The 21757-nt window shown below is 40.8% G+C and carries 14 protein-coding genes; 1 reads left to right on the top strand and 13 read right to left on the bottom strand.

Going from position 1 to position 21757, the window contains the following annotated elements; all coding sequences use genetic code 11:
• Positions 1 to 42: 42 nt before the first annotated feature.
• From DWY37_RS09090 to nifJ, 3 genes are all read right to left on the bottom strand, one after another.
• The gene (locus DWY37_RS09090) at positions 43 to 5061 is read right to left on the bottom strand and encodes an LPXTG cell wall anchor domain-containing protein (protein WP_118541279.1); all 5019 of its coding nucleotides are present in this window, start codon (positions 5059 to 5061) and stop codon (positions 43 to 45) included.
• A 14-nt stretch (positions 5062 to 5075) separates the two neighbouring features.
• Positions 5076 to 5750 (bottom strand): signal peptidase I, encoded by a 675-nt coding sequence (gene lepB, locus DWY37_RS09085; protein WP_242997790.1) that lies wholly within the window; start codon positions 5748 to 5750, stop codon positions 5076 to 5078.
• A 284-nt stretch (positions 5751 to 6034) separates the two neighbouring features.
• Complete coding sequence (gene nifJ, locus DWY37_RS09080; protein ID WP_118544488.1) at positions 6035 to 9580, bottom strand: pyruvate:ferredoxin (flavodoxin) oxidoreductase; 3546 nt, start codon at positions 9578 to 9580, stop codon at positions 6035 to 6037.
• 228 nt (positions 9581 to 9808) lie between these two features.
• Here nifJ and DWY37_RS09075 point away from each other — a divergent pair, with 228 nt between their 5' ends.
• The gene (locus tag DWY37_RS09075) at positions 9809 to 11449 is read left to right on the top strand and encodes an ABC-F family ATP-binding cassette domain-containing protein (protein ID WP_022242433.1); all 1641 of its coding nucleotides are present in this window, start codon (positions 9809 to 9811) and stop codon (positions 11447 to 11449) included.
• A 164-nt stretch (positions 11450 to 11613) separates the two neighbouring features.
• Here the strand turns inward: DWY37_RS09075 and DWY37_RS09070 are convergent, their stop codons facing one another.
• The 10 genes from DWY37_RS09070 to DWY37_RS09025 all read right to left on the bottom strand — a co-directional run bounded on the left by DWY37_RS09070 (position 11614) and on the right by DWY37_RS09025 (position 21749).
• Positions 11614 to 12384: a flagellar filament capping protein FliD gene (locus DWY37_RS09070; RefSeq protein ID WP_118541281.1), complete on the bottom strand. Its 771-nt coding sequence runs from the start codon at positions 12382 to 12384 to the stop codon at positions 11614 to 11616.
• A gap of 821 nt (positions 12385 to 13205) precedes the next feature.
• Entirely contained in the window at positions 13206 to 13883 is a 678-nt protein-coding gene (locus DWY37_RS09065) for a uracil-DNA glycosylase (protein WP_022242431.1), read from the bottom strand.
• 4 nt (positions 13884 to 13887) lie between these two features.
• On the bottom strand, positions 13888 to 14649 hold the full coding sequence (gene hisF / locus DWY37_RS09060; RefSeq protein WP_022242430.1) for an imidazole glycerol phosphate synthase subunit HisF: 762 nt from the start codon (positions 14647 to 14649) through the stop codon (positions 13888 to 13890).
• Positions 14649 to 15269, bottom strand: coding sequence for an imidazole glycerol phosphate synthase subunit HisH (gene hisH, locus DWY37_RS09055; RefSeq protein WP_117698210.1), 621 nt, complete (start codon positions 15267 to 15269; stop codon positions 14649 to 14651). The genes hisF and hisH overlap by 1 nt, the downstream gene beginning before the upstream one ends.
• A 9-nt stretch (positions 15270 to 15278) precedes the next feature.
• Positions 15279 to 16928, bottom strand: coding sequence for a hypothetical protein (locus DWY37_RS09050; RefSeq protein ID WP_117698211.1), 1650 nt, complete (start codon positions 16926 to 16928; stop codon positions 15279 to 15281).
• Between the two features lie 135 nt (positions 16929 to 17063).
• A complete protein-coding gene (locus DWY37_RS09045; protein ID WP_117698212.1) occupies positions 17064 to 17969 on the bottom strand; it encodes a chemotaxis protein in 906 nt (301 codons plus the stop codon).
• Between the two features lie 111 nt (positions 17970 to 18080).
• Positions 18081 to 18794, bottom strand: a complete 714-nt coding sequence (locus DWY37_RS09040; protein ID WP_117698213.1) for a DUF4352 domain-containing protein — start codon at positions 18792 to 18794, stop codon at positions 18081 to 18083.
• 51 nt (positions 18795 to 18845) lie between these two features.
• Positions 18846 to 20384: a sensor histidine kinase gene (locus tag DWY37_RS09035; protein WP_117698214.1), complete on the bottom strand. Its 1539-nt coding sequence runs from the start codon at positions 20382 to 20384 to the stop codon at positions 18846 to 18848.
• A gap of 22 nt (positions 20385 to 20406) precedes the next feature.
• Complete coding sequence (locus tag DWY37_RS09030; protein WP_022242424.1) at positions 20407 to 21093, bottom strand: response regulator transcription factor; 687 nt, start codon at positions 21091 to 21093, stop codon at positions 20407 to 20409.
• A 68-nt stretch (positions 21094 to 21161) separates the two neighbouring features.
• Entirely contained in the window at positions 21162 to 21749 is a 588-nt protein-coding gene (locus tag DWY37_RS09025) for a hypothetical protein (RefSeq protein WP_022242423.1), read from the bottom strand.
• Between the last annotated feature and the right edge of the window lie 8 nt (positions 21750 to 21757).

Here is a 21757-nt window from a genome sequence, read left to right as displayed (position 1 = left end):
AATATATTTGATACCTGAAACGGATTTCCTCAAAAGGGGGCTTTATATGCCTGCCCCCCTTTCTCTTTTCCGTCTCATCCGGTATCCATACAACAGGGATGACATAAGCATAATTGCTGCACCACCTATAGTATAAACAGTAGTACCTGTTCCTCCTGTTGCCGGAAGTTCATAACCGTATTCCTGATTCTTAACCTGAATCGAAATACTATCAAGATTATCATAATAGGTAAAGGTATATTTATTTTCTTTGCTTAATTCTGTACCCTTCTGACCTATTCCAACTAACTCATAACCATTTACCAGTTTTTCTTTCACCGTGTAAACCTGACCATCTTCCAACGCCTTATTGCCATTCTGGTCTGTAATGGTCTTCAATGCAACCGATCCACCCTGGCATACGGCAAATTCTGTAATATAATCAGCTTCATCCGTTGAGTCACCTTTATATAATACAAAAGTAAAGGTTTTCATCTGATCATATGGAAGTTCATTTCCATATGCATCCAGAACGTCTTTCTCAATTACCGGTTTCTTATAAATCTTTACTCCGACCTTCGGAGGCTCTGCCCGCAGTGTTTTTTCATTTCCGTTTACTTCTGCCGTATACTGGTATGCGAAGCTGTTCCATGCAGTCTCACCCGGGTTTGCATTCTCTCCTACTACTCCATTATATTTCATGGTAAGAATACAGCCCTTCTTTAATGCAAAGGTATCTGCCATCTTTATACGGAAGGACACATCATCTGACTGCCAGAAGGAATGCCACTGTTCTGTTGAAGTACCCGACATATCAGCTTCAGTAAAGCTTACCAGATTTGAAAATTCCACAAAATAATCCACGCCTTCTTCCATCTGCCGTTTTGTGCCGCTCTCCTCAGTTACCCAGAGTTCCAGTCCTTCGGCATATGCAACAGAGAATTCACTTCCTCGTTTTTCTTTCTGGTTCAGTACTCCGGTATCATTTATATGTGGCATACTGTCTACAATAACCATCTGTGTAAAGGAGTTATTGCTGACATTTTCAATATTGTTGGTGTAAATCACATCTTTTCCATCTTCATCCAGATAAATGTAATTCTTTCCTTCCAGTCCAAGATAGCCGCTTCCCCGGTTATCTGAATTACCGGTTTCCTCTACCGTTTTCCATGAGAATGAACCGTAATCACCCAATGCATAAACACAATCAGAAGCTTTTACTCCAATATATTTTCCACTGTCATCCGTCACCAGTTCTCCCATTTTTACACTGTTATCATCAAACGGATCATCCGGCAGGAGATATGCAGTATTTTCATAAATCTTGTTCTCATATACTGTATTTCTGGTATATACCGTAAACTCCGCTTTTCCACCTGCAGGGATCTGATATTTTTTTCCCTCCAGATACAGTAAAAACTCGTGGGTCGCATTATCCGGTATCAGCTTCCATACTTCTTCAGACAAATCATACTTATGAAGCACATTATCATCCTCATCATAAATGGTCAGTACAAAAGCATTTTTCTCCAATCCAAGGTCAAGTTTGTCACTGGTTACCTCTTCTTTCGACAATATATGGAACGGAGACTGAACAGAATCTTTAATTGTATAATCGCAAATCGGAATGGTTCCATCGTTGCGTAACTCCAACAGCCACTTTGTCGTTACATTCGGCTGTATATTGTCCTTCTCTTCCAATTCAACAGCATCTTCCACATTTTTACCAGATGGTATATAGGACACTGCTTTCTTGGTAATTCCCGGAACAATTACATCCTTCGGTGTTATCGTTACAGATGACGAAATAACACGCTTTTCTCCTACAATTCCTCTATCTTCCGATGTGCCGTTATTCTGTCTGGAATCATCCCTTGTTCCTTTCATTGTAATGTCATTCGGATTCTCACGATATTCCACATCCTTATCTACCAATAAATCCACGGTATTGGTAATTGGAACATCTAATTCCACGTCTTTACTTACCTTGCACATCACAAAGAATGAAAGATTCTTTCCTGCCGGCAAATCATAACCTTTGCCATCGTCTCCAATCGTAAAGGTAACCATATGATTTTCCTTATCATCATTGGTCATTGCAATGGTAACATCCCTTACCAGACTTCTGCCATCGATATTGGTTACCTGTGCCATGTTCCAGTCGTTTGACTTAATCGGTTCACTATAGCTCTTTTCAATCCGAACCGGAAGCGTATATCCCAGGCCCGGACGTATTCCAATATATTCCAGACCATCCGCCATATGATCTTCCAATGTATCAATATGAACCGGATCTTCTCCTGTATTTGTTACTGTAATATTGTAAATCACATAATTTCCGAGATAATTTCCTTCATTTACACTCTTAGAGAATATGGACTTATCTTTTAACGGGCTGGTCTTCCACTGATGGAACTGATCCAGAATTGCCCACACACTCTTCTGCACATCTACCGCCTGATCCAGCTCCTTTTTCCCTTCCGGTTTCCCTTTTGCCGTTACTGTATCCTTCATTCCATTTACGGTTGCACTATTGGTATAAGTAAAGGTTCCCGTCTGTTCATTCTCTTTATCATCCATATAAATGTAAGCATTGAATTCTTTTTCAATTACCTCACCCGGTGACATGGTGCCAATCTTCCAGATTAAACGGATTCCTTTATGTGCACTGATATTCATTCCATTGCTCTTGCCAATCCAGTATCTCCTTATCTGCACGTATTCACCATTTATCTTTGTATAATAAGTTCCCCAGTCAGATGTATTTTCTACATACTCTTTCCAGCTGATACCAGCCTCTACCAGTTCCTCATCATTTTTAGGATATCTGGAATTTAACGTTCCTGCCTGCTTTGCCTTATAAATCTTGTATTCATCCGAAGGAAAGACATGATATGGCATATCATCTGTCAATGACAGTCCGCCTTTCTTATATGCGGCATCTCCATCAGCATTTGTAATCGTTATGCTGTATTTAAATAATTCCTCTGCTTTAAAGGTTTCTCCACCTTCCCCGCCATTAACCTTCTTATCTACTGTAATCGGATTTTCAGTCTCAATTACAATTTCAGAATTCTCACCGGTTGAAGTACTCTTTACATAATTCTTAAAATGATAATCAGAAGCCTCCGGCAGTTCATTAACATCAACCTTACATACATACTTAATGGTTACCTTCTCCTTTGCATTCAGCCTGCCAAGAGAAAATGTCAATATTTTATCATTTATCTTTAAGCCAACATTGCGGCATCCACCGGTCGCATTGGTTGACTCTGCCACAAAATCCGTCTCGCCCTCCGGAACCTGTGCTCCATTCTTATCTATAACATACTGGAAAATAAGTCCTTTTGGCAGAGTATCTTCTAACGTCTGCTCAATGGTTTTATAATCTTCCATATTTTCAATCGTTATCGTATAAGTAACTAAATCACCATTTTTTACATTCTTCTTATCACCGCTCTTTTCAATAATGAGTTCCGGCTTTTTATAAATAACCGTTATTGTTGAACTCTTATCTTTATAAGAAGCTTTATTATGAATGGAAGTATTATTTTTATACTTTGCCATTTCTTCCTGGCTTTTTACATTAGCTGCAAAAGTAAATGAGACCTTTTCACCGGCTTTTAATGTACCAGGTGTAAAACTTATTGTTCTGGCTGCTTCGTCATACTCTGCTCCTTTATCACGGATTGCCTGTATCTGCTCCGATGTCAACGTCAGATGCTCTGGCAATTTATCTGTCACCTTATAAACGCTTCCATCTGAAGATTCTCCTTTAATCGGATTGTTTCCCGTATTTTCTACCGTAATCGTATAATTAATGGTATCACCGGCAATTACTTCTTTCTTATCCGCCGTCTTAACAATTTTAAAGTCCTCTTTTATTTCCGGTCTTGACTTTACATCTGCAGACAATTTTGTGTGTTCATATTCTTTATAAGGAACAGATTCAAAATCAACATGATTTGTAATTACATCCTCTTTTACTTTTTCTGCGGCTGCTGTAATGTAATTATCTGTTAATACTAATTTTGATACATTCAGACTTGCACTTACATTCAGATGCTCCTGTTCTCTTGTTGGCACACCATTTGTCATATACTGGTTCGGCACACTAATCTTATATGTAACAGTTTTTCCATCCAATGTCAGGCTTGTAACGGTTCCTCCCTGAAGATCAATAAACTGGAAAATCACATTTCCATTGCTATCCACAATGGAAACACCATCTTCACTGACCTTGGTTCCTTCCGGAAAGCTGATTCCATCCGGTAATGTCAATACATCACTCAACTCTACATGATCTGTCCAGATTGCTCCAGTATCACCAACTCCGCATGGATTCATACTGTTTGCAGTGATTCTATAATCTAATGTTCCTTCCAGCGTATTGGTCTTTCCATTCACCGGAATAATTTCCTTGCTGACAGTTTTTTTCAAATCCTGCCAGAGATTCGTTCCATGCCAGATTAATTCTGCCGGTTCAGAAATCACATCATTGTCTTTCTGATCCGGAATCTCCGGTGTCAATGTTACCTTGGAATCCTTTTCCATAATTCCATTTAAGGAATTAAACTGCAAATCGAAGGAAACGGTTGAACCTGCAGGTGGTTCAAACTCTATGTAAGTCTCATCATCCTCTTCTACCAGTTTTACTTCCAGTGTTTCTTCTGTTGTTTCACTGACCGCTTTATAGGTAACCTGCATAACATCACTTTCTTCAAAACCGGTCAATGTAACTCCTTCCGGCAAATCACTAATCCGGATACGAACCGGTACCAGCTCTGTATCTGTCGGATTTGAGTTGGTTGCACTAACGGTTGCATATAAAGTCTGTCCATTTTTCCCATCATCCGGACTCTTCTGTGAAACGCTCAAGTTAATACGCTCACTAATCGTGCCTCCGGCTGATGTCTGCTCTGTTTCCTTATTTCCTGTTGCTGCAAGTCCCGGAAGAATCAGTCCCCAGACTACACCCACCGCCACAAGAACGCAACATATCCCCAGTAAAATTTTTGTTCTTCTGCGGATTTTTCTCTTTTCTTCTGCTTTCTTTACATGTTTTCTTACATTTTCCTGCATATCCCTATCTCTCCCTATTTAAGGAATCCCATTTTACTCAATGGCCAGAATCGAAAAGCCACCTTTCCAATTATCTGATCTTCTGCCACACACCCAATGGCTGAACTCCGGCTGTCAACCGATACTGAACGATGGTCTCCCATCACAAAATATTTGCCCTCCGGCACCTGATAAGGAAAATCAATATCACATTCCCCTAAATCTTTCTTTATTGCATATGGTTCATCTAATTTTTCACCATTTACATATACATTGCCGTCTTCGTCTATATCTATGTAATCACCTGCAGTTCCTATGACCCTTTTTACAAGAATCTTACTCTGATAGTAAAAGCCGATGATATCTCTCTGTTTGATTTTTGTGGTTTTCTTTATTACTACCAGTTCACCATTCTCTAATGCCGGTTCCATGCTCTTGCCCGAAACCTGCAATACCGGTACTAATCTTGTTGCAATCAATACTGAAATTGCTGCCACCACAAGCAGTATTCCGAGTGCACTGAAAAGATGCTGCTTCTTCTCTCTGTGAGCCTGTTCCGCCCGTATACTTTGAAGTGCCACATCTAATTCTATTTTCTTGTCCTTATTCCCGTCATTTTCTTCTGTAGTTTCCTGCAAATCCTTCTGGAGTCCCTCTATAATTTCAATCAACTCCCAGCGTTTCAGCTTGCGGAAATCCTTATCTGCCACAAACTGCACCCCCTGTTATTCTTTTGCTGCCCTTATTATGACCTTCCCCTGTCTTTTCATGCATGTGATTTTTCTTTTGTGTTGAATGCAAGTATATATTTTTTTTGTATAGAATTATGTCATATTCTGGCATATAGATTTGATTTTTTCTAACGAAATAATCAGACTAATTTAATTTGATATCGTTCTTATAAAGTAAAAAAAGAGACGTAACTTACACTTCTGTAAATTACGTCTCTTTTATTTTACTTAATCGTCAGATTCTTCTGTCTAATCAGCTAATCTTATTTGTAAAGTTCAACTAATCTTAACAGATGTTCATAACGAGCCTTTGCAGCTTCCTCAGATGCTTTGAACAGTTTTTCTGCTCTGTCTGGGAAGGAACGTGTTAATCTGCTGTAACGTGTCTCGTTATTTAAGAAATCCTGGTAAGATCCATCACCTGGCTTAGAAGTCAATGTGAATGGGTTCTTTCCTTCTGCTTTCAATGCCGGGTTGTATGAGAATAAGTTCCAGTAACCTGCTGCTACTGCTTTCTTCATCTCATCCTGGCAGTGGTTCATTCCACCCTTAACACCGTGTAACTCACATGGAGCATATCCGATGATAAGTGAAGGTCCGTTGTATGCTTCTGCTTCAGCAATTACCTTAACAGCATTTGCCATATTTGCACCAAGAGCGATCTGTGCTACATATACATAGCCGTAGCTCATAGCGATTTCTGCAAGACTCTTCTTGCCAACCTCTTTACCAGAAGCAGCGAACTGACAAACCTCACCGATGTTAGAAGCTTTAGAAGCCTGTCCACCTGTATTAGAGTACATCTCTGTATCGAATACCATTACGTTTACGTTCTCACCGGAAGCAAGTACATGGTCTAATCCGCCGAAGCCGATATCGTAAGCCCATCCATCACCACCGAAGATCCATACAGACTTCTTAGCAAGGTAATTCTTCTTATCTAATGCATCCTTAGCATCCGGGCATCCTGCTGCTGCAGCTTTCTCTAACTCAGCAACTAATGCTTCTGTTGCAGGTGTATTAGCTTTTGTATCATTCTTAGTCTCTTCGAACTTGTCAAATGCAGCCTTTAATTCTGCGCTTGCTTTATCAGACTCAGCACATTTCTTAGCGCTTGCAATTGCCTGCTCACGAAGAACTTTCTGTCCGATTTCCATACCAAAACCATGCTCAGCGTTATCCTCGAATAAGGAGTTTGCCCAAGCCGGACCTTTCTTGGAATCTTTGTTTACTGTATATGGTGATGTTGCTGCAGGACCGCCCCAGATAGAAGAACATCCTGTTGCATTGGAAATATACATATGCTCACCAAATAACTGAGTAATCAAACGAGCGTAAGATGTCTCTGCACAACCTGCACAAGAGCCTGAGAACTCAAGCAATGGCTGATTGAACTGGGAACCTTTAACGGTATTGTCTGCCGGCATACCAGGTTTCTTTCCAACGTTTGCTACTAAGTAATCGAATACTGGCTGCTGATCTGCCTGTGATTCCTGAGGAACCATTTCGATTGCGCCTACTGGACATACAGTAATACACTCACCACATCCCATACAGTCTAATGGAGATACGCTCATTGTATATTTGTACTCGCCAGCCTTTGGCTTTGTATCAGCAAGTTTTGTCTGCTCTGGAGCAGCTTTTACTTCTGCTTCGTCTAACATGAATGGACGAATGGTTGCATGTGAACATACGAATGCACACTGGTTACACTGAATACATTTCTCAGCATTCCATGTAGGAACGGTTACGGCTGTACCACGTTTCTCATATGCTGCTGCGCCATGTTCGAACTGTCCATCCGGATTCTTTGCAAATGCAGATACTGGAAGGCTGTCTCCGTCCATCTTGGAGATTGGCTCCATTAAGTCTCTTACCATCTTAACAGTCTCAGGACGACCGGTTAATTCCTTCGGAGCTGGATCTGCTTCTGGGTTAGACCAGGATGCTGGAACTTCAACCTTATGTACTGCGTCTACACCAGCGTCGATAGCTTTGTAGTTCATTTCTACGACAGCATCACCCTTCTTACCGTAGGATTTCTTAGCTGCTGCTTTCATGAATTCTACTGCATCGTCGATAGGCATAACGTTTGCAAGTTTGAAGAATGCAGACTGTAAAATTGTGTTGGTACGTTTACCCATACCAATTTCAATTGCTTTGTCAATTGCATTGATTGTATATAACTGAATGTTGTTATCAGCAATGTATTTCTTTGCTTCAGCATTCAGATGATGAGCTAACTCTTCGTCTGACCACTGGCAGTTAATCATGAATACTCCGCCTGGTTTAACATCCTGGGCCATCTTGAATCCTTTGGTTACATAAGATGGGTTGTGGCATGCTACGAAGTCAGCCTGGTTGATGTAATATGGGCTCTTGATTGGCTTGTCACCGAATCTTAAGTGGGAAATTGTTACACCACCGGTCTTCTTAGAGTCATACTGGAAGTATGCCTGGATGTATTTATCTGTGTGGTCACCGATAATCTTAGTAGAGTTCTTGTTAGCACCTACAGTACCGTCTCCACCAAGACCCCAGAACTTACACTCTACAGTTCCTTCTGCAGATGTGATAGGTGCTGGCTTAACCTCTGGTAAGCTTAAGTTTGTAACGTCATCTACGATACCTACTGTAAATCTGCTCTTTGGAGCATCTTTTTCCAGTTCTTTGTAGATAGCGAATACAGATGAAGGAGGAGTATCCTTAGATCCTAATCCGTAACGGCCGCCACATAATACAACGTCGTTTAATCCTGCTTCACGTAATGTTGTAGCTACGTCTAAGTATAATGGGTCGCCTAATGCTCCTGGCTCTTTTGTTCTGTCAAGAACAGCAACTTTCTTTGCAGTCTTTGGAAGAACTTTTAATAAGGAAGCAGATACCCAAGGACGATACAGACGAACTTTGATTAATCCGACTTTCTCTCCTGCTGCTGTTAAGTAGTCGATTACTTCTTCTGCTACGTCACAGATAGATCCCATTGCTACGATAACACGGTCTGCATCTGCTGCTCCATAGTAGTTGAATAAGTCATAATCTGTACCAAGTTTTTCATTGATTTTGCCCATGTATTTCTCAACGATAGCCGGTAACTCATTGTAAGCTGTATTACAAGCTTCACGATGCTGGAAGAAAACGTCTCCGTTTTCATGAGAACCACGCATTGCTGGATGCTCTGGGTTTAATGCATGCTCACGGAATGCTTTTACAGCGTCCATGTTGCACATTTCTTTCAAATCTGCGTAATCCCATTTCTCGATTTTCTGAATCTCATGAGATGTACGGAATCCATCGAAGAAGTTGATGAATGGAACTTTTCCTTCAATTGTTGCAAGATGAGCAACTGGGCTTAAGTCCATAACTTCCTGTGGGTTTGTCTCACATAACATAGCGAAACCTGTCTGACGACAAGCATATACGTCACTGTGATCACCGAAAATATTTAAGGACTGGGTTGCAACGGTACGTGCTGATACATCAAATACACATGGAAGCTGCTCTCCAGCGATTTTGTACATATTAGGGATCATTAATAAAAGACCCTGGGATGCGGTAAATGTAGTGGTTAAAGCACCTGCTGCAAGAGAACCATGTACGGCACCTGCTGCTCCTGCCTCTGATTCCATTTCTACGACTTTAACCTGATTTCCAAAGATATTCTCCTGACCTGCTGCGGACCACTGGTCTACGGAGTCAGCCATTGGACTGGACGGGGTAATAGGATAAATAGCTGCAACGTCTGTGTATGCATAAGCTACATGAGCTGCTGCTGTATTACCGTCCATTGATTGTTTTGCTCTGGACATTATTTATTCCTCCTTATTTAAATAAAAAACTTATGTCTTATCGACCTAAATCACATTTTAGCATTTTATTTGTCGATTATCAAGATTATGGACTGTACGAAATGAAGAACAATCACGAATTTCTTCTATAAGAAGTTTTAGTTGCTTTTCCACTGTTTTTCTAGTATGATACGAATTGGTGCATAAGCATGAAAGCACCGTAAATTCAAAGAGTCAGGAGATTTGATTATGATAAGTGCAAACAATGTAACTTTACGAATCGGGAAGAAAGCCTTGTTTGAAGATGTAAATATTAAATTCACGGAAGGCAACTGCTACGGTCTGATTGGTGCCAATGGTGCCGGTAAATCTACTTTCTTAAAGATTTTATCCGGACAATTAGACTCCACCAGCGGCGATGTGGTTATTACACCGGGACAGCGTCTTTCCTTCCTGCAGCAGGACCACTTCAAATATGATGAGTACTCCGTTTTAGATACCGTTATCATGGGAAACAAACGTCTCTATGATATCATGAAAGAGAAGGATGCTATCTATGCAAAAGAGGATTTTTCCGATGAAGATGGTATCCGTGCCAGTGAACTGGAAGGCGAATTTGCTGAAATGGACGGCTGGAATGCAGAATCCGATGCTGCCATGTTATTAAATGGTCTTGGCATCCCGACAGAAGACCACTACACCACTATGCGTGACCTTCCGGGTGCTACCAAGGTTAAGGTACTCTTAGCCCAGGCATTGTTCGGTAATCCGGACATTCTGCTCTTAGACGAGCCGACCAACCACTTAGACTTAGATGCCATTGCATGGCTGGAAGAATTCTTAATTAACTTTAACAACACTGTAATCGTCGTATCCCACGACCGTTACTTCTTAAATAAGGTATGTACTCATATTGCCGATATCGATTATGGCAAGATTCAGTTATATGCCGGTAACTACGATTTCTGGTATGAGTCCAGCCAGCTTCTTGTTAAGCAGATGAAAGAAGCCAATAAAAAGAAGGAAGAAAAGATTAAAGAGTTACAGGAGTTCATTTCCCGTTTCTCTGCGAATGCTTCCAAATCCAAACAGGCAACTTCCAGAAAACGTGCCCTTGAAAAAATCGAGCTGGATGAAATCAAACCTTCCAGCCGTAAATATCCTTACATTGATTTCCGCCCACAGCGTGAAATTGGTAATGAGGTTCTTACCGTAGAGGGGCTAAGCAAAACTATCGATGGCGTAAAAGTATTAGACAATGTATCCTTTATCTTAGGACATGATGATAAAGTAGCTTTTGTCGGAAGCAACGAGCTTGCCAAAACTACCCTCTTTAAGATTCTTGCCGGTGAAATGGAGCCGGATGAAGGAACTTACAAATGGGGTGTTACGACTTCCCAGTCCTATTTTCCGAAGGACAATACCGAAATCTTTGATACTGACCTTGTTATCACAGACTGGCTGACCCAGTATTCTGAAATCAAAGACGCTACTTATGTACGTGGTTTCTTAGGAAGAATGCTTTTTGCCGGTGAAGACGGCATGAAGAAAATGAGAGTCCTTTCCGGAGGAGAAAAAGTTCGTGTGCTGCTCTCACGTATGATGATTCAGGCTTCCAATGTCTTAATCTTAGATGAGCCTACCGACCACTTAGACATGGAATCTATTACTGCATTAAACAACGGTCTGATTAAATTCCCGGGTGTTGTACTCTTCGCCTCCCGTGACCACCAGTTCACACAGACCACTGCCAACCGCATTATGGAGCTTCTTCCAAATGGTGGTCTCATTGATAAGATTACCACTTACGATGAATACTTAGAAAGTGATGAAATGGCAAGAAAACGTCAGGTTTACTCCATGAGTGAAGAAGATGAGAATGATAACTAAAAATAGCTTTTAAGATAGAAAGCAGGTGTTCTAATCGGAACACCTGCTTTTTTGCTTTACCGAAAATTGCTTTCCTGTAACACACGTTTCTTGTTATTTGCATATATTATTTATACCTGACATTTACACCATCATTATGCGAATCATAATTATTAACCGGTCACTTAGGTTGTCGTATTATAAATCTCTCCGGTATTATAATTGTAGGTATATGTACCTGTATTACCATATGTATTGCCCCTGGATGCTTCCCGTTCTGCATAATAATCTGCTAAAGATGCTTTTGCAGATACCTGATATCCATAGGAACCATTTCCATTGAACAAAGATTTTACCAAAGACATATCTGCCTTCTTAAAGGTATCCTCATCAATACTGAGTTTGTTATCTGCACCAACGGTAATTCCAACCTTAGAAAGTAACTTTTCATTGGAATCCGTAGTCCGAACCATGGAAGAAACTGCATTGAGAATTCCATTGGTATTGGAATCTTCTGATTTCTTCAGCAGGTTATTGTAGCTGTCTACGAAAGCACTTACTTTCTTATAAATTGCGTCTTTATCATAATCTGTTGTGGTATTACCCTTTGCATCGGTTGTTGTTACTTTGTTAAATACAGACTTCTTGGTCTTATCCAGTAAAGCATCGGATGCACCCTTCAACTCTTCCGCAGCATCTTCAATTTTTGCTAATGTCTTAGTATCATCCTTTGCAGTAGACGTTGAAGTCTTCTTGTTTGTCTCTACAATCTTGCTGGCAGAATCATTTCCACCATAATATGCCTTCATCAGTTTAAAATAGGAACCGGTACGAATTGCAGAATAGTCAGCAATATTAATTCCTAACAAACCGCTGTTTGAAGTTCTGCTTCCATTTGATAATCCGGAAAACAATGTGTTAATTGAATTCGAATCATAATTTGAAATGCCTATCATATAATCACTCCTTTGATATCTGATGTGTAACATCCTTGTCCCACGTCTGCCTATTGTTAATGCTATTATAGCATTTTAGGCACAGGATTGCAACATTGTGTAAAATTCACAACTTTTTATGTGATTTTTTTCATCTATTGTAACTTTTCACAAAGTTTTTATGGTTTGTTCATAGTTTTGTCATATTTATAGCATACTATAGAACCATCAAAAGAAACTCATGTTTTTAGATATATTTTTTCATAATAGCCTCGGCATCCGAAAGATGTCGGGGCACTCCTCATTTTAGGAATAATTTTTTATGTTGGCTGGATACCATGTTGGCAATTCGAAGAATAACAGGATTTCATGGGGTTCTATGTTGATTCGACATGAAATACCTGCAGTTCTTAGCACATATTTTTCTTGATTACAAAATGTCTTTCCGTTGCTTTGACTGACTATCCGCACTGTCCGCCAAAGACGGATGTTACACAAGATTTATAAGGGGCACTAAGAATTTCGAAACATATTGTGTTTTGCCCGGCAACCGGTGCAAATTCACATCCATGTTCAGATTGCACCTCGCCGGCACATCCTGTGCCGGCGTTGCCGGTTGCAATACGAAATTCTAAGTGCCCCTAATAAATTGTGTCATACATCCGTCCTTTTGACGAACCGTGCGGATAGTTTGTCAAACATTGGAAAGACACTTTATATTGTAAAAAGAAAAATATGTAATTTAGAACTGCGGTATTTTATGCCTGACATAGAAACCTGTTAAATCCTGCAATGCTTTGTTATTCAACATTATTGGTATCAAGTCAACATTAAAATCCATCCTACAAATTTTCAATCTGCCAGTCTATCGGTGCTACTCCATGCTCTTCTAAAAATGCATTCGCCTGTGAGAAATGTTTGCATCCGAAGAAACCACGGTATGCCGAAAGCGGGCTTGGATGAGGTGCTTTTAATATCAGATGCTTCGGATTGGTAAGCATCGGAATTTTGCTCTGTGCCGGTCTGCCCCACAGCATATAGACAACTGGTCGATCCTGGGCATTGACCGCCTGGATAATGGCATCCGTAAAATGCTCCCATCCTTTGCCCTGATGGGAATTCGCCTGATGTGCACGGACGGTCAGAACCGTGTTCAATAATAATACACCCTGCTTTGCCCATTTTTCCAGATAACCATTGTCAGGGATATAGCAGCCAAGGTCATCCTGTAGTTCTTTATAGATGTTCTGTAAAGATGGTGGAATCTCTTTCTGATCCGGCAGTACGGAAAAACTAAGACCATGTGCCTGATGTTCATTATGGTATGGATCCTGTCCCAAAATCAGCACCTTTACTTCTGAAAGCGGTGTTAAGTGCAAGGCATTAAAGATATCATCTGCCGGTGGATATACCACATGGGTGCTGTATTCTTTTTTTACAAAATCATATAAATCTCTGTAATATGGCTTTTTAAACTCGGCAGATACACTGTCCAGCCAGTCATTGGTAATCATTGCCATAGTTTTATCTCCTTACTGATACCCCGCGACCTGCAAGATAATTCTTAAGGTCCATAATTTCAAGTTCTTTATAATGGAATAATGATGCTGCCAGTGCTGCATCTGCTTTACCTTCTGTCAAAGCTTCATAGAAATGCTCTTTCGTTCCGGCTCCACCGGAAGCAATGACCGGGATAGATACATTTTCTGCAATCTGTCTGGTCAGTTCCAAATCGTAACCGGCTTTCGTGCCATCACAGTCCATACTGGTCAAAAGAATTTCTCCGGCTCCAAGCTTCTCGACTTTCATTGCCCATTCTACCGCATCAATACCTACATCAATTCTTCCGCCATTTTTATAAATGTTCCAGCCGCTGCCATCTTCTCTTCTTCTCGCATCAATGGCAACAACCACACACTGGCTTCCGAATTTGTCTGCCGCATCACTGATTAACTGTGGTGTATTAATTGCAGAAGAATTAATGGAAATCTTGTCTGCGCCTTCCCTAAGCAGCACTTTAAAATCTTCTACACAGCGGATTCCTCCGCCTACGGTAAATGGAATAAATACATTTTCCGCTACACGTCTTACCATATCTACTACTGTATTACGGTTATCCGAAGATGCTGTAATATCCAGAAATACCACTTCATCTGCTCCGGCTTTATCATAGGCTGCCGCAATTTCCACCGGGTCACCGGCATCTCTTAAATTCACAAAGTTCACACCTTTTACAACTCTTCCATCATTGACATCCAGACATGGAATAATTCTCTTGGTAAACATTATTTCACACCTCCCTGTAATGACGCAAAGTTCTTAAGTATCTTCAGTCCAACGGAGCTGCTCTTCTCCGGATGGAACTGGCAGGCAAAGATGTTGTCCTGCTCCACAGATGCATGAATAGTGACTCCATATTCTGTAGTTGCTTTTACAATTTCTTCATACTTTGCCTGTAAATAATAAGAATGCACGAAATATACATAGGCATCCATCGGCACATCCTGAAATAGTCTTCCATTATTCTGTAAATGCAGGGAATTCCAACCGATATGCGGAATTTTCAGTCCATAGGTATCCGGAATCCGTACAATCTTTCCCTCTAAAAGTCCAAGTCCTTCTACTCCTTCTGACTCTTCGCTTCCTTCAAACATCAGCTGAAGTCCGAGGCAGATTCCAAGGAATGGCACTTTTCTTTCGCATACTTCATGGATGACCTTGTCCAGTTCATAGCGTTTCAGATTATCCATTGCCACACCAAAAGAACCAACGCCCGGTAAAATCACCTTATCTGCCTGTTCAATGGTATGAAAATCTCTTGTAATTACGCTTTCCTCGCCCAGATATGCTAATGCTTTTTCCACACTCTTTAAGTTTCCTGCATCATAGTCAATAATTGCTATCATAATGTTCTCCTATTCCAGTCCTGCTGCTGCAAGTATCTCCTGAATTGCCTTTGTATAATCTGTTCTCTTTGTCATGGCATGCAATTCTGCTGCTTTTTCCTCTGATACACCAAAATGGTCTGATAACTGCTGCAAAATCTGATTCTTCAGTCCTGCCATTTCATCTGTTATCTCATATTCCTGAGCCAGGTCTGCACCATCTACGCATCTGCCATATCCACGAATCAACGCATCCAAAGCCATTTCATTTTCATTGATTCCGCTTAAGCTCTCATAAGACTGATATTCGCTCTGTATGGAAGCCAGCACCTGTGCTTTCTTATAGAAATTCTCGTCTTTTCCCTTTACAGAAGAACCGGCTACGGTCTGGAATGCTGTTACATAGGAGCCGCTTGCAAAATCATCCTTTGCCTGCTGCATATCCTGTCCATACTGTAAATTGGAGCTTCCCAGCAAAATCAAGATTAGAAGGGAAAGTGCCATAATAAAAATCAGAATAACCGGCTTCTTCGGAAGAGGCGGCGTACGGTCTATTTCTTTTGGAGGCTTCTCTTTCTTTACCTTTGGCGCCTTCTCCTTCTTCGCCTTTTCCTTCTTTTCTTTTTTCTCTTTCTTTTTCTTCTCTTTCTTTCCCTTCTTACCGGCTCCCTCGTCTGCATCCATCTCTTTTAAGATTTCTCTATTTTCGGATGAAATGCTGCCAAGGCTGTCATCTTCTGCAATCTTTGTATCATCCTCTTCTTCATCCGGTCCAAATAAAACGGACATAATTTTACTGAAGAATCCCTGTTTTTTTCTCTTTTCCTTTGCTTCCTTTAAATCCTTTAATTCTTCGATACTTCCAAGGCGTTCAAATTCATCCTGGACCTCACTGTCCTCATCTTCTGAATGCTCTAATTCTTCTCCATTTTCATCTGCTTTCAGCAAATCGCCGATATCGGATAAGTCAGCATCTCCGGATAACATATCCATAAGATTAATGGCATCATCATCTTCTGAAAGAAGTGGTTCCTCTTCCTCAGATTCTGTCTTTGATGCTTCTGGTATCTCTGCCGCCGAATCTTCATCCAGCGTATCAAAAAAGCCCAGAGGCTCTTCTTCCTCGGAAGCATCATCTTCCGGTGTTTTCGACGTATCCATATGTTCTTCCTCTCCGGAATCGCCCACTTTCTTCCGGACAGCGTCCATGATGTCATCCACATCTTCCATCATATCTGACGGTGCAGACCCATCTGTTGCCATATCTGTGCCCTCTGATGAGACTGGCTCTGAAGCATCCCGCAGCTGATTGGTTTCTTCTGACTGGTTTGCTGCTTCCGGCTGTTTTGTTGCAAAAGCTGCCTCCATATCGGATGTCTGGTCTTCATTGACATCAATATCTGCCTGATTTGATGCCTCTTCGTCTAATTCCATTTCGAATTCCTGCAGGAAATCATCTGCTGCTCCTGTTGCCAGCTCCTGTTCAAATTCATGCAGGAAACCTGTGCCGGAGTAATCCTCGTGTTTCTTCTCTACCGTTTTTTTCTCCCGCTCTCTTGGCTTTGCAGCTTCTTCATTCATTGATTGAATCAAATTCTCGATATCCTTCTTATTATTTCTTCTGTTAGCATCTGAAACTGAATTCAGCAAATCGTCCAGATAATCTTCACTCTTACTCAAATTTATACCTCCATGTATCCAAGTTGCCTGTATATCTGCTTACAGGGTCTGCCACAACATCTCCCAGCAGATGCCGGACAGCGTAAAGGAAAGGGATGTGATGTAACATCACACCCCTTTGTCTGCGTTCTTTCCTTACTTTCCAGTCTGGTCAATCAGTCTGTCGATAGCCTGTACCAGACTTCCAATCTCCGGTTTAGTCAATTGGGCGTCTGCTCCGAGTGATTCACCTTTTCTTCTCATTTCATCATTTACCAGGGAAGAGAAAATGATTACCGGAATATCATGCATGTTATCGTTCTCTTTTACCAGTTTTGTTAACCGGTGTCCGTCCATCAATGGCATCTCGATATCAGTAATAATACAATGTACTTTATCTTTTACATTGCCAGCTTTCTCATAAGCACAAAGCTTGTCCCATGCTTCCTGTCCGTTCATATTGACATTCAGGTTGGTATAACCTGCTTTCTTCAGACAATCTGTAATCAATTTACTTAATAAGGGGGAATCCTCTGCAATCATAATCGGGGAATCATTACGGTTACGATTTTCCAGATGCTCTACATCAGATACCTTAAGTCCTGTTTCCGGGCTGATATCAGAAATAATTTTTTCAAAGTCAAGAATAACAATCAACTGTCCATCCAGTTTAATGACTCCGGTTGATACACCCTTGTCCTGGACATTAATCGTTGCATCCGGTTTGATAATCTCTGACCAGGAGACACGATGAATTCCAATAACCTGATCTACATGGAATGCAATATTTAATTTATTAAAGTTTGTGATAATAAACAAACCTTTTCCTTCTTCATCCTGCATACCCAGACATCTTCTCAGGCTGATTACCGTCAGCATGGTATCTCGTGGCATAAAGATTCCTTCCACACTCGGATGTGCATTTGGTACCGGGGTTACCGGCTGATAGGATAAAATCTCACGAATCTTCGCTACGTTAATTCCGTAATGATTATCCCCTAAAGTAAACTCCAGCACTTCCAGTTCGTTCGTACCATTTTCTAACAGAATATTTGTCTCCATTTATGTTTTCCTCCCAAGGTCATTTCTTAGAATATTTCTATTTCAAATTATAACATAATATTACATAAAAATGCACCGTTTTTTTACAATTCTTTAGATATTTTTACTATTTTATAGATTACAGGTCTTATGTACCGTGTTTTCGACTACTTCCAGAGAGATTTTACTCAAATCTTCCGGTGTACCTTCCGGCACCTCAAAGAGTAAAACCGTATCTGTGCCACTTCCTGCTTCAATAGTCCCCTGATATGTGCCAAGGTCATTTAACAGAATTGAGACCTGTGCAACAGCTTCCACGCTGTCATTTAATGTCATGCGGAATGACACCTTGCGGCTTAACATATCACAATCAACTGCTTCGGTTCCGGCATTGTTTAAATGAAAATGTAAAACCAGATACTTATTTCCAGCGGTCGGCTCTACGATATAAGACGAATCCTGCTGATAGACGGAAGCAAATTCTGCCCCAGTATACTGCACATCAATGCCCGGTATTGCCACTGCATCGTTTAAGGACACACTGTTGTCCGATGCCGCATTCTCCGGAGTTCCTGTTGCATCTCCACCTTCTGATGGCATCTGCTCAGTGGAATCCGGCTGTTCCACAGCCTCGGTATCTGCAGTCTCTGTTGTCTCTTCACTCTTCGATAGTCTTACAATTCCATCCTGCTGCTTTATATTATACTTTGATACTACATGTGCTGCATAATCTACAATTGTCTGTTCTTCCTGCTCTGTTAATTCAATCGGCTGCTCTCCGCATCCGCCTAATAATAACGCAGCCAACAGCACACATGCCGTTGTTTTTATCTTTCTGTCTCTCATAGGCACTCCTTAACTTATCAATCTATTCCCATGTTAGCATTTTTCCGGCTTTCAGGCAATAGTTATTTCACGTTCTTCCTCGTTATCATCGCGATTGCTGGTGTCTAATTCTATCCAGAATTCCACACCATCCTCATGGTTAATGACTCCGCACTGCTGATGCATGGAATCCATAATTGCTTTTACAATGGACAGACCAATTCCGCTGCCTCCATAAGCTCTGGTTCTTGCTTTATCTACCTTATAGAATTTAATCCAGATATTATCAATGTCTTCTTCCGGAATCGGCTTTCCGGTATTAAACACGCTGACTCTTACTACATCCTGCTTACATTCATAAGAAATTTTAATCCGGTTTTCACCTTCCAAATGGTTGATTGCATTGCTCAGATAATTGGTTATAACTTCTTCTATCTTAAATTCATCCGCCCATACAAAAAACGGCTGCTCGTCAAATTCCAGAATAGCTCCCTTCTGTTCTAAGATAATGGCATTACTGGCAGTTACTCCACGTATCAGTTCGGTGATATCAAACCGTTCCATCACAATAGCATCATTCCCAAATTCCAGCTGATTCAAAGTAAGAAGTTTCTTTACCATGCGGTTCATCTTCTCTGCTTCATCTGTAATGACCTCACAATAGAAATTTCTGCTCTCCGGATCGTCCTGCACACATTCCTGTAAGCCTTCTGCATAACCCTGAATCAGTGCCAGAGGTGTCTTTAACTCATGTGAAACATTTGACAGAAAATCTTTTCTCATCTCGTCAATCTGTTCCTTCTTTTCGATATCTATCTTCAATTCATTATTGGCACTCTTTAATTCCGATATGGTCCGCTCTAAGATTTCCGATAGCTGATTCATATGCTCGCCCAACTGTTCAATCTCATTATCTCCCTTGACCTCATACTTCGCATCAAAGTCGAATTCTGCCATTTTCTTGGATATATCTGTAAGCCGCAGAATTGGGTTAGTAATACGGCGGGTAACAAAAAAAATGATAATACCACTCACTATTACCGCAACAACTCCTACATCCATCAGCAGACGATTAGACACCTGCGCACTTTCCTTGATACTTTCCAATGGAGTTCTCGCCAGCAAAAGATTACCATCTGCCAGGGTTCCCCAGAGAATCAGATAATCCGATTCCAGCCTGGTATCCTCTTTTTCTCCCATGACATAATTGTCGTTTGCTTTCAGTACTTTCATATTAAGATGCATATCATCATTCTGCACACTTGCCATGATAATTTCCATAAACTGCATCCTGAGATTTTCCACACCATTGGTAGAAGAACGCACTACTGTACCATCGGATGTAATAATTAAAATCGTCAGGTTACCATTGGAACAGATTTTTTCAAAATCTATATCATAATCTGATGTATTTAAGATTCCCTGTTCACTTGCCGCATTAATCTGCTGGAACCCATTTTCCAGCACTTCCTGCTTATAGCGGGTATAATAGCCTTCCAGCAGGGTAACATTAAGAAGCCAGCACAGTAATACCGTGCCGGCCACTAATCCAACGATAGTCAATGTAATCTGCGCTGTAATGGAATGCTGTTTTTTCTTATTCTTTGCCATATATCTTCCACCTTATCACATTTTATTGCGGTGCATCAATGTCCAGCTTATAGCCCATACCCCAGATTGTCTTGATATAATCACCTTTTTCGCCCATCTTGCTGCGCAGCTTTTTCACATGGGTATCGATGGTTCTGGCATCACCGAAATAATCATAATTCCATACATGATTCAGAATTTTCTCACGGGATAAAGCAATTCCCTTATTCTCCATGAAATATGCCAGAAGCTCAAATTCTTTATAGCTCAAATCAATATTTTTGCCGTCAATTGTTACCATATGGGCAGCCTTGTCCATTACAATGCCACCTACTTCCAGCACATCATCTTCTGTATAATTGCCGGTTCTCCGCAAAATTGCCTCTACCCTTGCCACCAGGATCTTCGGGCTGAATGGTTTACTGATATATTCATCCACACCAAGTTCAAATCCCAAAAGCTCATCACTTTCTTCACTCTTGGCTGTCAGCATGATAATCGGTGTCTTGGAACTTTCCCTGATTTCCCGGCATACATCCCAGCCGTTCATCTTCGGCATCATAACATCCAGAATGATCAATGCAATATCTTTATTTTTATAAAATACGTCTAAGGCTTCTTCTCCGTCTCCTGCCTCTAACACTTCAAAGTTCTGTTTTACCAGGAAATCCCTCACCAGCTTACGCATACGGCTTTCATCGTCTACCACCAGAATTTTACGTTTTTCCATATTTGCTTCCCTCTTCTTTTTTCTATAGTTTAACGGATAAATATGTCAAATTTGTGTTCTTCTGCGATTTAATTCTGCTTTTCCAAAGCATCCAGTGCCGCTTCTCTTTCATCCAGTTCCTGTTCCCACTCTTCATATTTATTAATGATTTTCGTCTCATAATTTAAGATTGTGGTACTGCCACTGGTAAGGCTGATGGCAAACATGGCAATAACAATAATAATCAGCACAATATTCACAGAAAGTAAGATGCGGCAGCGCTTCTGTAATTTCGTTTCCTGTTGTTCCTCTGAATTTTTATCAGCATTTTCATTCTGGTGCTCACCAGATTTTTCTTTGCCAGCTACATGGTCAAGGTCTAAGCCCATATCTTTCACCGGAATACCTGGTATTTCGGATGCATCCACCCCGGGCAGTCCCTTCAGATAATCCTGCAGTTCTTTTAGATAGGCATATCCTATCGGTGTATGGAACAATTCCTGAGCCATAATTCTCTGGTAGATTTCCTGTACCATCTGTGGATTATCCATGTTCATATTATCATGTATGTACTGGATTCCTTCCACTTCCTTTTTGGCCAATTTTGCCTGTTCTTCATTTTCAAATACGAATCCACTTACTTCCCAGACTTTGCCATCTAATTCTTTTTGTTCCATATTTCCTC

It is taken from the genome of Roseburia sp. AF25-13LB (assembly GCF_003478915.1).
GTDB classification, from domain to species: Bacteria; Bacillota; Clostridia; order Lachnospirales; family Lachnospiraceae; genus Roseburia_C; species Roseburia_C amylophila.
Note: the sequence above shows the minus strand (reverse complement) of the source record. Positions and strands in the feature narration are given on the sequence as shown.